Source organism: Streptomyces fagopyri (assembly GCF_009498275.1).
In the GTDB taxonomy this organism is placed as follows: domain Bacteria; phylum Actinomycetota; class Actinomycetes; order Streptomycetales; family Streptomycetaceae; genus Streptomyces; species Streptomyces fagopyri.
The window spans coordinates 5,327,257-5,340,344 of record NZ_CP045643.1 but is presented as its reverse complement, the minus strand read 5'-3'; the positions used below and the strand labels follow the sequence as shown (position 1 = coordinate 5,340,344).

Sequence of the window (13,088 nt, the reverse complement as noted above, 5' to 3'; positions counted from 1 at the left end):
TCGAACTCCTTGACGCGGGTGTCAGGAAGGGTCTCCTCACGGGGTGGACCGGACGGCGTAGCTGTCGACGAGGGAGAAGGCGGCCACGTAGCGGTGCGCGGTGTGGGCGGAGCGGCTCACCGTGTCGGTCGACAGGGGGTGCCAGGCGAGGTAGACGGTTCCGTCGACCGTGAACTTCTCCGGTGTGCCGCCCATCTGGAGGTCGCCGGTATCCGCGCTGGGCGTGCACGGAAGCTCCGCCACCGCCACTCGCAGCCGGACTCCGGGCCCGCCGTGCGGAATGTCGTGCTTCCGCGTGGCCGGGCCGTACGTCGTGGACAGGCAGATCGGCCGCGAACCCGGAGGTTCGGTGCTTCCCCGCCGCGACGCGGCCGGGGACGGGTCACCGCCGGCCTGACTCATCCAGGTCGCCATCCCGGTCAGCGTGTTCGGGGACGAACCCGAGCCCACCCACTCCTGCTCGGCCAGCACCGCGTCGAGTTGGTGGAGGTGCGTGCGGATGTCCCCGTCGAACGCGACGTAGAGGACGCTGCTGCGGACGCAGTTGATCGGTGCCCAGCGCGCTGGGCCGATGAACGGGTTCTGGTCCTCCGTCCGGCAGGAGTCCGCCACCGATGTGCCGAGCGCAACGGCCCAGGGCAGCGCCGACATCAGGCTCGTCAGGCGCGCGGAACTCGTCCGCGCTGCGGCCGCGTCGGCGGTCCGGGTGGTGGCGGCGTGTGCGAAGGCGCCGACATCGGGCGGCGTGCGGTCCAAGGTGCGGTGAATCTGCCACAGCGCGCAGAGCACCAGAGCGCACACCACGCCGACCGCGACCAGCACGGCCCCCACGCATCCGCGTGCCGGCGTCCCCGCCCCGCCACGTCCGCCCGTTGGATGATCCATGTCCGCATGGTCGCGGGCCGACACCGGGTTCGGGACAACGGACCGGTCTCCTTACAGTCTCGCCGACCGGAACAGCCCCTGCCCAGAGGGGAATTGTCCGCCCTGAGCGGAGGACGGCGATGGAGACCCCGCCCCGAGGCATGTCCCTTCCGGAAGGGCACTGGGGGCCGGCGGACAGCCAGAGGTCGGATCAGCGGCGGCGCCGCAGATGTCGCGCCCGGCAAGGGCCTCAACGCCCCCTGGAAATCGCTGCTTTCGCCATGGCCGACACACCTTGTCGTCGGATAGCCTGCCGCTTCATCCGCCCGGAGCGGGAAACACAGTGATGGGAACCATGAACGTCCGCCTCCACATACACTTCTTGATCACGATTGCCATCGGCCTCGGCCTGTTGTTCACCGGCCTGGAGTCGGGCGGGATGCCGCTCGGCCTGCTGTACCTGCTGATCTTCTTCATTGTCCTTGATCCGTTGGTGCGGGCACTGCTTCCGGCCTCCTTCCTCCCGGCTCCGCGAGGGGCGCAGGCGACCTGTGCCTCGTACCGTGGCTGGGCCGGAAAGCTGGTCAACCGCTTCGGACTGAAAGCCTCCCGCACTGTCGAGGCCGACGCCGAGCGGCTTCGGCGAGGAGCGCGTCTCGGCATGCTCTCGTACGGCGTGCGCGACGGTAGTCAGACCCTCGGCCACGTGCTCCTCCACCAGTCTCCGGAAGGCGAGGTCGGGCTGGCCTGGCGCAAGCGCGGGAAGGGCGGTACCGACCAGCCGATCGACCTTCAGGTCCCGGTGGCCGTACGTCAGGAGCGCCGGCAGCAGAATGCCGCCCAGGCCCGAATGGGATTCACCGCAGCCGTGGATCTCGGCACCGAGATCTACTGGCTGCGCCCCCACGACACCGCCCTGCTCCAACTCCTCCTCGGCGACGGCGCGTCCGTTGCCCCTGAGGCCTCCATCTGACGTCGGCGGGCGCGTACGCCGGAGGTCGCGACGACTTCCGAAGTCGTGCCCGATCGGCCGTGACCGACATTCACAGGTGCCGTCGACGTCCCCGTATCGGCGCTCACAGGAGGACCGGCGTCACGACGACGCGGGCCGGCTCAGGTGGAGACAGGAGTGCGGGACAGGGCGGTGCGCAGCGCGAAGGCGCCGAGCAGGCCGCCGGCCGTGAACCGCTGGGCGGTCATGGCGCGGGGCCTGGTGGCCAGGAACCCCGACACCCGTGCCGCGCTCAGCATGATCAGAGCGTTCACGGAGATCCCCACGATGATCTGCGCACCGCCGAGCTGGAGCAGTTGCCCCCAGGCCGGACCTGCCTGCGGGTCCAGGAACTGGGGCAGCAGGGCGGCATACACAAGAGCGATCTTGGGGTTGAGTAGGTTGGTCAGCAGCCCCATCGAGAACAGGCGGGCGTCGGAGACCGGAGGCAGATCCCGGGCCGGGGCGAAGGGTGAGCGGCCGCCGGGCTTGAGCATGCCCCAGGCGAGGTGGGCCAGGTAGGCGGCCCCGGCGAGCTTGACCACCATGAACGCCACCGGCACGGCGGCGAACAACGCGGACAGGCCCGCGGCCGCGGCCAGTAGGTAACACACGAATCCCACGGCGGTCCCGCTGAGGCTCACCAGGCCCGCCCTGCGGCCCTGGGTGATCGCACGGGAGGCGAGGTGGATCATGTTCGGCCCCGGAGTCAGGGCCATGCCCAGTTCGACCGAGGCCACCCCTCCGACTGCGGCCAGAGTGATCACCGGTCAACCTCCTGGTCGTTCGTCGGGCACCCGATGCGGGACGGGTCGACCAGTCGCAACGGACCGCTACGACGCATCAGCGGCGCCGGTCTCGCCTGCCGCACCCTACGGCCCTGCCGCTCGGTGTCTTCATGGCCCCCCGGCCTCGTTCCCGGCCCGCCGACGACACCAAGTGCCGGCCCGCGGCTGAAGCGACGCCGGTCACCTGGAAGTCGGCGACGACGCCCGAGCCGACCGGGTGCGCCGCGCGGCAGGCACCCCGCCGTCACCCGGCCGAGACGCCGAGGGGCGGGCCCGTGACGGTCATGTCGCCGCTGAGCCGGGTGGCTTGGGAAACGGTGACGTTCTCGAAGGTGATCGTCCGGGACGGCCTGGCGGGATGGGGGAGCCAGGCGGGCAGCGCGTCGGGCGTGACGGTGACGGTGCGGTCCGCCGGGAGCGGGGCGCCACCCAGGCCGACGAGCGTGCCGCGCAGCTTCTGGGTGTACAGGGTCACCACGCCCTCGTCCTTGAGCGTGGACGTGGTCGCGGGCCCGGCCCGTACGCGCGCGGCGGTACGGCCGCGGCCCGCTGTCAGGTCGAGGCCCGCGAAGTCCAGTGACCGCGCGGTGAACTTCAGAACCCGTACGGGTCCGGTCGCGGTTCTGACGACGACCACGCCTCGGAAGGTACTGCCGTGGAGCACCAGCCTGTCGGCGCGCAGCACCCAGGGGACGTCCGCCGGACGGTCCGGTATGTGGGCGGCCGGCGCGCCGGCGCCTGCTGGTGGCTCGGGCGCGTGAACACCACCAGGGGCCGGCAGCGTCTTCAAGGCCGCCGGTGTGGCGACTTGCAGCACCAAGGACAGGGCGGCCACCGCCGGCGCGCAGGCGAGGGGCCTCAGTACGCGGACGGCCGGGCGGCTCGCCACCGCACCGGCCGGACGGCAGGGCGCGGGCTCGGGTCCGCCCCCCGCACAGCCGGTCAGGGCGTCACTCGCCACCGTGGTCCTCGCCCACGGAGGCCGGGGCCGGCGCACGGTCCGTTGCGGGCTGCGGCTCGGGAGCGTTGGTCGGGGGGATCCAGGCGCAGGCCAGGGATCCGCCGATCAGGCCGGAGATCAGCCCGATGAGCAGACCCCCGAGATTGGCCAGGGGGAACGAGACGAGGGAGAGCAGGATGACCGTGATCCCCGCGAACACGCGCGTCTGCCGCTGGAACCAGAGGGTGACGCCGAGGGTCATGAGCAGGACCCCGATGATCAGCGACCCGGCGCCGGCCGAGGTCGACAGTGCCAGCGGGATGGCGCCGAAGGTGAGGTGCGCGTACGGGAAGTAGATGACGGGCAGGCTCGCCCCGAAGGTGAACAGTCCTGCCCAGAAGGGGCGTTCGCCCCGCCAGGTCCTGAATCGCCGTCGGGCGTCGGTGGCGACGCGCAAGCTTTCGCGTCCGCCGCTTCGCTGGAGGAACACGTGAGCTCTCCGTGGTGTTCGGCGGGCGGGAGTACGTGGTGAGCGGGCGCGGCGGACGCGTGTCTCGTGCCGATCGATCAGAAGCACTCGTGGCGGCCCTGCCTGACTCGCAGATCGAGGTCGGGGACGTTGAACGTGGCGGCCGAGACCGCGACCGTGGTGAAGCGCACGTCTCGCAGCAGGGCTGAATCCGCCTGCTGGGCAAAGCCGTTGGGGTCGAAGAAGCGGGAGTTCCTGTCGCCCGGGCTGATCGGGCCCTTGCTGACCGCTCCCGCCGCGACGCCGATCTCCAGGTCGTTGAAGTTCGCCTGTCCGCTCGTCAAGGTCGTCGCGTCGAGGAACAGGTTCCTCGCCTCGATGTGCCGGCGTCCGCCGCCGGTGACCCTCAGTGTGTACGGGCCCAGGACCGGGATCGGGACCACCAGGGACTGGCACAGCCCGCTGATCTCCGCGCGGCGGGCCCCGGTGACGGCGACCGGCACGAGGGTGCCCTGCCGGGTCACGTCCACCGTGCTGTAGATGCTCAGGCCCCGGACTTCCAGGGTGTCCAGGGCGACCTGGAACTTCTGCCCGGAGATGAGGAACGACGCGGCCAGTGCTCCCTGCGCCATGCCGATACCGAGGGCCGCGGCGGCCAGGACACTCGGGACGAGAACACGGGCGAAGCGCTTCCAGGAGGTCCTGCCGGCGCGGTGCAGCATCCCGTCTCCTCCGGTCATGACGTGGGCTCGCCGATGCCAGACAGGGGTAGGCGACGTCTCTCTTCTAGTGGCGGATCCTAGGCTTCCGGGCGCGGCTGCCGATGGCACGTCAGGTCGGCCGGACGGGTGAGTCGGCTTCCGTTGCTCCATCCGGATGACAGGCGGCAAGGCTTCGCGGGTGCCCGGACGCCGTCGCGGGTCCGTGCGCGCCCGGGGGTTTATCCGTTTGCCGCCGGCCGGCCCGGTCGGATAGGAAACTCGCATGCTAAAGGGCGGCAAGGTCGGGCTCAGGGCCCGGCACGAGGACGACATCCCGATCCTGCAGACCGAGCTCTACGACGACGTGGTCAACCACTCGCGGTCGGACGTGCGGCCCTGGCGGCCGGTCACGCCCGGCTCGAAGGACTCGCGGCTGATCGTGGACGACAAGGAGGAACGGCACGTCCCGTTCTCCGTGGTGGAGCTGGACGGCGGCACGCTGGTCGGTACCGCGGTGCTGTGGAACATCGACAACCACAACCGGTCCGCGCACATCGGGCTGGGGCTGCTGCCGTCGTCCCGCGGTCAGGGGTACGGCACCGACGTGGTCGCGGTCCTGTGCCACTACGGTTTCGTCGTGCGCGGCCTGCACCGGCTGCAGATCGAGACGCTGTCGGACAACGCGGCGATGCTGCGCTCCGCCGAGCGCAACGGCTTCGTCCGCGAGGGCGTGCTGCGCTCCTCGGCCTGGGTGATGGGCGAGTTCCTGGACGAGGTACTGCTCGGGCTGCTGGTCCAGGACTGGAAGCCGGACACGAGGGGCTGAGGCCTGCCGTCCGGACGGGGCCGGGGTGAGGAGCGACCGGCCGATGGCGGTTTCGGCGGTCCGGACGGGGCGCCCCACGCGGGCGGCGCACCGCCCGCCCCGCCGATGCGCCGGGGCCCCGGAACCGGGGACGACCACGAGTGCCGACGGCACACGGCCGGCCTCGGCCGGAGCCGCGACGGGGCGAACGCTGGCCGGCGCGGCCCCTAGAGGAGGCCGAGGTCGCCGAGTTCCTTGTGCAGGTCCGCGCGCGGGCTGTCGGCGCCCGCCCGGGGTGCGCGGCGGACGGTTCCCCCGCCGGCGCCGCCGGAGGGGGCCGTCGGGAGGGACCCCCGGCGCCGGTCCCGGAAGAGCCAGGCCCCGAGCAGGCCGCCGATCAGACCCCCGAGGTGACCGAGCCAGCTCACCCCCGGCGTCCCGGGTACGGCCACGGTGAGCAGGTAGGCGAAGGAGGCCGCCATGACGATGCCGATCAACGTGTCGATCAGGTGCCGGTCGAAGATCCCGCGGACGACGACGTAACCGAAGTACCCGAAGATCAGACCGCTGGCGCCCACCGTGTCGACGCCGCCCCCTTCGAAGAACCACACCGTGAGTCCACTGGTCACCGCCACGAGCAGGCTCAGCCCGAGAAAGCGGACGACGCCCCGGTACGCCGCGAGGAATCCGAACACGAACAATGGCCCGGAGTTGCTCTCGATGTGTGCCCAACTCCAGTGCAGGAAAGGTGCGCTGAGGATGTCGGGGAGTGTCCCGAGGTCGCCGGAGACGACTCCGTAGTCTCGTGAAAGCGCGTAGTGACCGGTCGAGTTGGCCAACTGCACCAGCCAGATGACCGCGAGGAACCCGAACATCACGAAGAACGCCTTGCGTGCCTCCGCGATCACCTGCTCGGGGTCCACCGGCCCTCTGTCCACCCGCTCCTGATCCGGCTTGCCGCCCATGCCACGTCCCCCTCCCCGGCGGATCCGTATCCGCGTCACCGCGAACTCTATGAAGTCCGGGCGTGACCGCCCAGGGGGAGGCGGAGTACCGAGTGGGGTGTGCAGTGGCGCGCAGTACGGAGTACGCCGTACGGGGCTGGTCCCGGTCCCCGCTCCTACGAAAGGGGCTTCGCCTGGTGCGGCGTCGACTCCGGCGTGGATCCGGGGACACTCCCCCGGTCACCCGTCCCCGTCCCGGTCCCCGTCTCCGTTCCTGAACCAGACCCCGACCCAGACCCCGACCCCGCCAGCGTGACCGCCGCCGTCACGGCGATCGATGCCGTCGCCATCACCGTCATCGCGGCGCCGGGTGAGGTCAGTTGGGCGACCGAGCCCGCCACGGCCGCGCTCGCCCCCTGCAACGTCAGCATCCCGGAGGAGTGCAGACCGAGGGCGTGGCCGCCGAGTTCGTCGGGGGTCAGCGCCATCAGCCGTTCCTGCTGGATCAGGCTCGACCCGAAACCGACGGAGGCGACGGCCGCGCAGGCCGCCGACACCGCGATGCCCGGGTGGAGGGCGAACAGGAGGTACGGCGTGGCCAGGAGCAGGAGGAACGGGACGCCCAGCCGTGCCCGGACGCGCGGTGCGAGGAGGCGGCCGGTGGTCACGTCGCCCACCAGCATGCCGAAGGCCGCGGAGGCGAAGAGAACACCCGCGTGCTCGGGAGCGTACGGGACGAAGAGGGATTCGCAGCCGACGATCAGGCCGTTGGGGATCCAGAGGAGCAGATAGACGGTGCGGCGGGGGCCGTACGACCACAGGAGGGCGTTCGTGCGCCAGGTCCGGCCGATCGACGGGCGGCCGGAGGCACGGGGCGCGCGGCGCGTCAGGCCGAGCCGGGTGCCGGCCGCCGCCGCCAGGTACAGCGCCGCCGCCGTCAGGAGTCCGACGCGGGGGGACACGACGGCCACCAGGACACCGCCTGCCGCGTACCCCGTGACCTGGGTGATCCCGCTCATCATGTTGAAGACGGAGCGGCCCAGCAGATAACCGTCCCGGGGGAGGATCTCGTTGAGGAGGCCCCAGCGGACCCCGCCGCCCAGGGAGGCGACCAGGCCGAGCGCGAAGAGGATGCCGAAGATCGCGGCCACCGGGAGACCCGGCAGCGCGACCGCCGCCGTACCGAGGGCGAAGGCGAGGGCGATGCCCGTCGTCGTCGCGCGCGGCGGCAGCCGGTCCGCCGCGGACAGGAGCGTGGTCGCGCCCAGCACCTGGGCGAGGGACGGCCCGAACATGCTCAGGGCGGAGAGCAGGGGCGAGTCCGTCGCCCGGTAGACCAGGGTGCCCAGGGCCAGGCCGCCCACCGTCGAGGCCGCTCCCTGGAGCGCCGACGTCAGGAAGAGGGGAGTGAACTCCGGGGTACGGAAGAGGTCGGAGTAGCTGCGCATGGGCGCAGTGTCGGACGGCGTACGGGGCCGTCGTTATTGTTTCGCGGGGTGGCGAAAGCGAGGGCGGTCCGGGGCGGCCGGGCGGGGGATCCGCTGGGGTGACCCGTGGCCCGGACCTCCGGGGACCAGCAGGAATGCCGGGACCGGAGGGGTGCGGGAGCGGCCACGTGGGCAGGAGCAGGCCCGGAGGGACATCCCCGGGGCGGGAACAGGAGCAGGGCATCCCCGGGGACGGGCCCGGGGACAGGGAGCAGGCAGGAAGAGGCCCGGGGCCGGAGCGGATGCCGGGGTGGACACCGGCGTGGACGCCGGGCGGGCGTGGCGGAAGGGACGGGGTGCGGTCATGGGGTGGTGGCAGGTCAATGCCGACACCCTCGCCGGCAGCCGCTTCGTGCTCTCGCCGCTCGCCGAGACCTTCGCCAGTCTCAAGGTGCTGCAGTCGGGCACGGCCGCGCACCCCGGCGAACGTGTCTGGCTCGACGCCCACCTGCCCGCGTACCGCCGCCGGCTGGCCGGGGATCCGGTCACCGCGCTGCTCATCCGGTCCGGGCTCGGCCGGGAGTGGATCGCGGACTTCCTGACGCCCACACCACGTGGCGAGGCCGACTTCGAGGAGGAGGTCGCGCGGGTCAGGGAGGTGCCGGCCGCCGACGCCCGCGCCCATCTCACCGTCGCTCTGCGCGGGCCCCTGCCCGCCGCCCTGCACCGCGAGGACCTGCCGGAGCGTGCCGCCGATCTCCTCACCGACGTCTGGACCGAGACCGTACGTCCCTACTGGGCCCGGCGCCGGCGCGTCCTGGAGGCCGATGTCGTCGCCCGGAGCGCGCAGCTGAGCCAGGGTGGCTGGGCGACGGCCCTCGACGCGCTGCGGCCCGGAATGCGCTGGCTCGGCGACAACCGGCTGCAGGTCAACCATCACGAGTATCCGCCGCGCGAGATCTCGGGTGCCGAGCTGTACTTCGTACCGGTCACACCGCAGAGCCACGGTTGGGTGTCGTGGGAGGAGCCGCACCGGTACGCGGTGGTCTACCCGTGTGTCGGGGCGCTCGCCCACGCCGGGCCCCAGGCCGTGCCGGAGAGCCTGGGCGCGCTGCTCGGTCCGGCCCGCGCCGGTGTCCTCGTCCTCCTCGGTTCGCCGCTGAGCACGACCCAGCTGGTGGCGCTGACCGGGCAGGGGCTGGGCTCGGTCGGCCGGCATCTGAGGGTGCTGCTGGACGCCCGGCTGATCCAGCGGCGGCGGGCCGGACGGTCGGTGCTGTACTCCCGTACGGCCGCCGGCGAGGTGCTCGTGAAGGCTCAGGGCGGCTGAGTCCGGCGGCCGTGACGGGCGGAGTTAGCATCCGTTCATGACTACTGACAACTCTGTGTTCGATGTCCGGATCGATTCCCTGCAGGGCGGCTCCGCGGATCTCGGGCAGTACCGCGGCCAGACCGTGCTCGTGGTGAACGTGGCCTCCAAGTGCGGGCTGACCCCGCAGTACGCGGGTCTTGAGCGGCTGCACGAGCGGTACGCCGCCCAGGGCTTCACCGTGCTCGGTGTGCCCTGCAACCAGTTCATGGGGCAGGAGCCCGGTACCTCCGAGGAGATCGCCGAGTTCTGCTCCGCGACCTACGGGGTGACCTTCCCGATGACCGAGAAGGTCGAGGTGAACGGGGACGCGCGGCACGAGCTGTACCAGCGGCTGGTGGACACCGCCGACGGTGAGGGCCACACCGGTGACATCCGCTGGAACTTCGAGAAGTTCCTGATCGGTCCGGGTGGAGATGTGGTGGCCCGGTTCTCGCCGCAGGTCGAGCCGGAGTCGGTGGAGGTCGTGGCGGCGGTGGAGAAGTCGCTCGCGTAGTTCTTGCGGACCGCGGTTCCGGTCCGGTTTCCGGTTCCGGTCCGTTTTCCGGTTCCGGTTCCGGTCCGTTTTCCGGTTCCGGTTCCGGTCTCAGTTCCGGTTCCCGGTTCCGGGGGTTTGACCTTGCCCCTGGGGCAGGGACCAGCGTTCTTCGTCACCGGGCGGACCTCGTCCGGTGACGGAGGATGGGCTCGTGCACCAGGAACTGCTCACGATCGGCGCGTTCGCCGCCCGCGCGCGGCTCTCGCCGAAGGCGCTTCGGCTGTACGACCGGCTCGGGCTGCTCGCCCCGGCGTACGTCGACGGGGCCAGCGGCTACCGCTACTACCGCGCCGACCAGGTCGAACGCGCCCGCATGGTCGCGCTCCTGCGCCGGCTCGACATGCCGCTCGCGCGGATCGCGGAGGTGGTGGAGGCCGAAGGGGCCTCCGGTGCCGCTCTGCTCGCCGCCTACTGGGCGGACGCCGAGACCCGGTTCGCTTCGCAGCGGACGCTGGCCGCATACCTCCGTGGACGGCTGTCGGGAAGGAGTTCCGAGATGTACGGGACATTCGTGGTCGAGACGGTGGACGTGCCGGAGCGGGTGGTGCTGACGGAGAAGCGGCACACGCTGGCGGACGAGCTGCCGGTGTGGATTCCCGCCTCGCTCGGGCGGCTGGAGGAGGGGGCGCGGGAGTGCGGGGGGACGGCCGGTGCGCCCTTCGTCGTCTACTACGCCGAGGTCAGCATGGAGAGCGACGGGCCCGCCGAGTCGTGTGTGCCCGTCGCCGACGGGGAGGCCGCGCGGGGCTGGGCCGAGCGGTGGGGGCGTGGGTCGGGGGTGGGGGTGCGGGTCGAGCCGGCGCGGCGGCTGGCGTACGCGCGGATCTCCAAGGCGCAGGTGGCTCATCCGCAGATCGTTGCCGCGTTCGAGGCTGTGGAGGCGTGGGTCCGGGAGCGGGGGCTCTTGGTCGACGGGCCCTGTCGGGAGGTGTACTTCGGGGACTGGGATGCGGCGGGGCCGGAGGACGCGGTGTGCGACGTGGCGTTTCCGGTGAGGTGAGTGGGGGTGCGCCGGGGGGTCTCGCCCCCGGCGCCCCTACCCGACCCGTCCTCTCCCTGGGGGCGCAGCCTCCAGGAGTGTGGCCCCCGGGAGTCCGGCCCCCAGGGGGTCAGCGGAGTTCCTCCGGGCAGGGGGTGCCCCGGGGGAGTTGGTAGGGGGCCGCCAGGCGGTAGACCCCGGGGGCCGGCGCCAGGAGTTCCGTCCATTTGTCGCCGGAGGCGTTCTCCTGGGTCTCCATGAGGCAGCCGTTGAGGTTGTCGTACGTCTTCGGGGCGCCCTCGGCCCGGTGGTGCTTGGACTTCTCCGTTTCCTGGGGCGGCTTCACGCTCTTGCCCTCGGCGTCGACCAGGCCCAGCCACGGCGAGTACGGGACGCGGATGAGAACGCGGCCCGCCTTCTTCACCTCGATGGTCAGCTCGCCCTGCTCGGCACGGTCGACGACGGCCGGCGGGTCGGCGAGCGGCGTCGGATCCGTCACCGAGAAGAGCTGCCAGTTCGCGTCGCCCCAGATCTGCCGGAGATAGGGCATGCCGCGCTGGACCAGCTGGCGTTCGCGTTCACCGCCGTTGCCGTCCGGCTCCCCCTTGGGCAGCACCACGTAGTGGACGGCCCAGCGCTGGAGCCACTCGTGGTAGTTCGCGGAGTTGAGCGTGTCGTCGTAGAAGAGCGGGTTGCGCTCCATGTCGGCCTGCCGGTTCCAGCCCCGGGCGAGGTTCACGTACGGCGCGAGCGCGGACGCCTCGCGGTGGGAGCGGGCCGGGACGACCTCGACGCGGCCCTTCTCGGCACCGACGACCTGGAGCTGGTTCACGAGCGGGGCGAGCTCCCGCGCCCAGGACGCCGCCGGTGTCGTGTGCACGATGTCGTCGACGGACTTGAATCCGATCCACCCGGTGAATCCGACGAAGGCGATGACGGTCACGTACCACTTGCGCGTCCTCGGCACCGTGAACGGCAGCGCCGCCAGCAGCGCCACCCCCGCGAACAGCATCGCCAGCCGCGTGATGTTGGAGCCGATCTGCGAGCTGATCAGCCAGACGAGGAGGACACCGAGGCCGTACACCGCCGCCGTGATCCGTACCGTCTTCCACTCCTTGGGCACGAGCGCGAAGACCAGCACGGAGTAGATCAGCGGCAGCGAGGCCGAGCCCAGGGACATCGGCTGGGTCCCGGAGAAGGGGAACAGCCAGGCGGAGGCGGCGACGACGAGTGTCGGCGCGATCCCGAGCGCGTACGCCCCCGGGCGCCGCTTCTGGAGGAAGAGGGCCGCCGCGACCAGGCCGACGAACAGCCCGGCCACCGGCGACGCGGCGGTGGCGAGCGCGGCGAGCGGCGCCGCGCACAGGGCCTTCGCCCAGCGTTTGTGACGCCAGCGGTAGGGCCAGCAGAACACGACCGCGGCGGCGGCGAGGGCGAACACCATGCCCAGGCCGTACGTGACACGGCCCGACGCCGCGTTGCACAGCAGCGCGAAGACTCCCGCGAGGGCGGGCCACAGCGGCTCGCGCACCGCGCGGCTGCGGATCAGGATCATCGTCAGCAGCCCGGCGGAGATCGTCCCCGCGATCATCATCGTGGTCCGGACGCCGAGCACGGACATCAGATACGGCGACACCACGCTGTACGAGACCGGGTGCATACCGCCGTACCAGGCGAGGTTGTACGCGGAGTCCGGGTGCCGACCGACGAACTCCGCCCACGCGTCCTGCGCCGCGAGGTCCCCGCCACTGTTCGCGAACGAGAAGAACCACGCGAGGTGGAGCAGTCCGGCCAGCGCGGTGACGACCGCGACGGGGTGCCGGTGCAGGAAGCCGTTCAGCCGGGCGGCACGGGTCCTCGGCTCCTCGGCGGCGCCGTTCGGCCCGCCGGCCTCGGCGGCGCCGTTCGGTCCGCCGGCGCCGTTCCGCGCCTCGGCGCCGTCCGGGGGGTCAGGGTCTTTCGGCCCGTCGGCGTCGGCGGGACGTGCGGGTAGCCGTATTCGCGAGCCCGCCCCGGGGTCCGGATCGGCGTCGTCGGCGTGTGTCGGCTCCGCTGTCGCCACTACAAGGCACTCCTGTGTCCCGTTTTCTCGCGCTCGCCCCGGGACCCGCGGCCCGCGACCTGCCCCGATCTCGCGACGCTAGCACGCACCCCGCCGGGGAGCGCCCGGGTGGGGCGTCTCCGGCGGGGTGCGGCCCGTTCGCGTGGCGCTCACGGCACGTTCAGATGGTGTTCCGGGGCGCGCTCGCGGCGCTCGCGGGGCGCGCGCACCG

The 13,088-nt window shown here is 72.0% G+C and carries 13 protein-coding genes; 5 read left to right on the top strand and 8 right to left on the bottom strand.

Annotated elements, in window-relative coordinates:
- Window positions 1-36 precede the first annotated feature (36 nt).
- Window positions 37-885, bottom strand: coding sequence for a hypothetical protein (locus GFH48_RS23015; RefSeq protein WP_153290062.1), 849 nt, complete (start codon window positions 883-885; stop codon window positions 37-39).
- 334 nt (window positions 886-1,219) lie between these two features.
- Here GFH48_RS23015 and GFH48_RS23010 point away from each other — a divergent pair, with 334 nt between their 5' ends.
- Entirely contained in the window at window positions 1,220-1,837 is a 618-nt protein-coding gene (locus GFH48_RS23010; RefSeq protein WP_153290061.1) for a hypothetical protein, read from the top strand.
- Between the two features lie 140 nt (window positions 1,838-1,977).
- Here the strand turns inward: GFH48_RS23010 and GFH48_RS23005 are convergent, their stop codons facing one another.
- The 4 genes from GFH48_RS23005 to GFH48_RS22990 form a co-directional block, all read right to left on the bottom strand.
- A complete protein-coding gene (locus GFH48_RS23005; protein ID WP_153290060.1) occupies window positions 1,978-2,622 on the bottom strand; it encodes a LysE family translocator in 645 nt (214 codons plus the stop codon).
- A 265-nt stretch (window positions 2,623-2,887) separates the two neighbouring features.
- A complete protein-coding gene (locus GFH48_RS38635; RefSeq protein ID WP_194280649.1) occupies window positions 2,888-3,604 on the bottom strand; it encodes a hypothetical protein in 717 nt (238 codons plus the stop codon).
- Window positions 3,594-4,073 carry a DUF6114 domain-containing protein gene (locus GFH48_RS22995; protein ID WP_153290058.1) on the bottom strand — a complete coding sequence of 160 codons (480 nt, stop codon included), beginning with the start codon at window positions 4,071-4,073 and terminating at the stop codon, window positions 3,594-3,596. The genes GFH48_RS38635 and GFH48_RS22995 overlap by 11 nt, the downstream gene beginning before the upstream one ends.
- A gap of 77 nt (window positions 4,074-4,150) precedes the next feature.
- Window positions 4,151-4,774: a DUF6230 family protein gene (locus tag GFH48_RS22990; RefSeq protein WP_153290057.1), complete on the bottom strand. Its 624-nt coding sequence runs from the start codon at window positions 4,772-4,774 to the stop codon at window positions 4,151-4,153.
- A gap of 262 nt (window positions 4,775-5,036) precedes the next feature.
- Between GFH48_RS22990 and GFH48_RS22985 the strand changes: the two genes are divergently transcribed.
- Window positions 5,037-5,579, top strand: coding sequence for a GNAT family N-acetyltransferase (locus tag GFH48_RS22985; RefSeq protein WP_153290056.1), 543 nt, complete (start codon window positions 5,037-5,039; stop codon window positions 5,577-5,579).
- A 206-nt stretch (window positions 5,580-5,785) separates the two neighbouring features.
- On the opposite strand, the gene GFH48_RS22980 is transcribed toward GFH48_RS22985, so the two are convergent.
- Together GFH48_RS22980 and GFH48_RS22975 are read right to left on the bottom strand one after the other, a co-directional pair.
- A complete protein-coding gene (locus GFH48_RS22980) occupies window positions 5,786-6,523 on the bottom strand; it encodes a rhomboid family intramembrane serine protease (protein ID WP_153290055.1) in 738 nt (245 codons plus the stop codon).
- 155 nt (window positions 6,524-6,678) lie between these two features.
- Complete coding sequence (locus tag GFH48_RS22975) at window positions 6,679-7,950, bottom strand: MFS transporter (protein WP_228120878.1); 1,272 nt, start codon at window positions 7,948-7,950, stop codon at window positions 6,679-6,681.
- A gap of 343 nt (window positions 7,951-8,293) precedes the next feature.
- On the opposite strand from GFH48_RS22975, the gene GFH48_RS22970 reads away from it, so the two are divergent.
- The 3 genes from GFH48_RS22970 (at window position 8,294) to GFH48_RS22960 (ending at window position 10,836) form a co-directional block, all read left to right on the top strand.
- Window positions 8,294-9,259, top strand: coding sequence for an ArsR/SmtB family transcription factor (locus tag GFH48_RS22970; protein ID WP_153290054.1), 966 nt, complete (start codon window positions 8,294-8,296; stop codon window positions 9,257-9,259).
- Window positions 9,260-9,296: 37 nt separating this feature from the next.
- Window positions 9,297-9,794 (top strand): glutathione peroxidase, encoded by a 498-nt coding sequence (locus GFH48_RS22965; protein WP_153290053.1) that lies wholly within the window; start codon window positions 9,297-9,299, stop codon window positions 9,792-9,794.
- A gap of 193 nt (window positions 9,795-9,987) precedes the next feature.
- Entirely contained in the window at window positions 9,988-10,836 is an 849-nt protein-coding gene (locus tag GFH48_RS22960; RefSeq protein ID WP_407698654.1) for a MerR family transcriptional regulator, read from the top strand.
- A gap of 109 nt (window positions 10,837-10,945) precedes the next feature.
- On the opposite strand, the gene GFH48_RS22955 is transcribed toward GFH48_RS22960, so the two are convergent.
- Entirely contained in the window at window positions 10,946-12,877 is a 1,932-nt protein-coding gene (locus GFH48_RS22955; protein ID WP_153290051.1) for an MFS transporter, read from the bottom strand.
- Window positions 12,878-13,088 lie beyond the last annotated feature (211 nt).

Excerpts from the sequence above, each read along its gene's own strand:
- GFH48_RS23015 (WP_153290062.1), bottom strand. The coding sequence starts at position 885 with ATGGATCATCCAACGGGCGGACGTGGCGGGGCGGGGACGCCGGCACGC.
- GFH48_RS23010 (WP_153290061.1), top strand. The coding sequence starts at position 1,220 with ATGAACGTCCGCCTCCACATACACTTCTTGATCACGATTGCCATCGGC.
- GFH48_RS22990 (WP_153290057.1), bottom strand. The coding sequence starts at position 4,774 with ATGCTGCACCGCGCCGGCAGGACCTCCTGGAAGCGCTTCGCCCGTGTT.
- GFH48_RS22985 (WP_153290056.1), top strand. The coding sequence starts at position 5,037 with ATGCTAAAGGGCGGCAAGGTCGGGCTCAGGGCCCGGCACGAGGACGAC.
- GFH48_RS22980 (WP_153290055.1), bottom strand. The coding sequence starts at position 6,523 with ATGGGCGGCAAGCCGGATCAGGAGCGGGTGGACAGAGGGCCGGTGGAC.
- GFH48_RS22975 (WP_228120878.1), bottom strand. The coding sequence starts at position 7,950 with ATGCGCAGCTACTCCGACCTCTTCCGTACCCCGGAGTTCACTCCCCTC.
- GFH48_RS22970 (WP_153290054.1), top strand. The coding sequence starts at position 8,294 with ATGGGGTGGTGGCAGGTCAATGCCGACACCCTCGCCGGCAGCCGCTTC.
- GFH48_RS22965 (WP_153290053.1), top strand. The coding sequence starts at position 9,297 with ATGACTACTGACAACTCTGTGTTCGATGTCCGGATCGATTCCCTGCAG.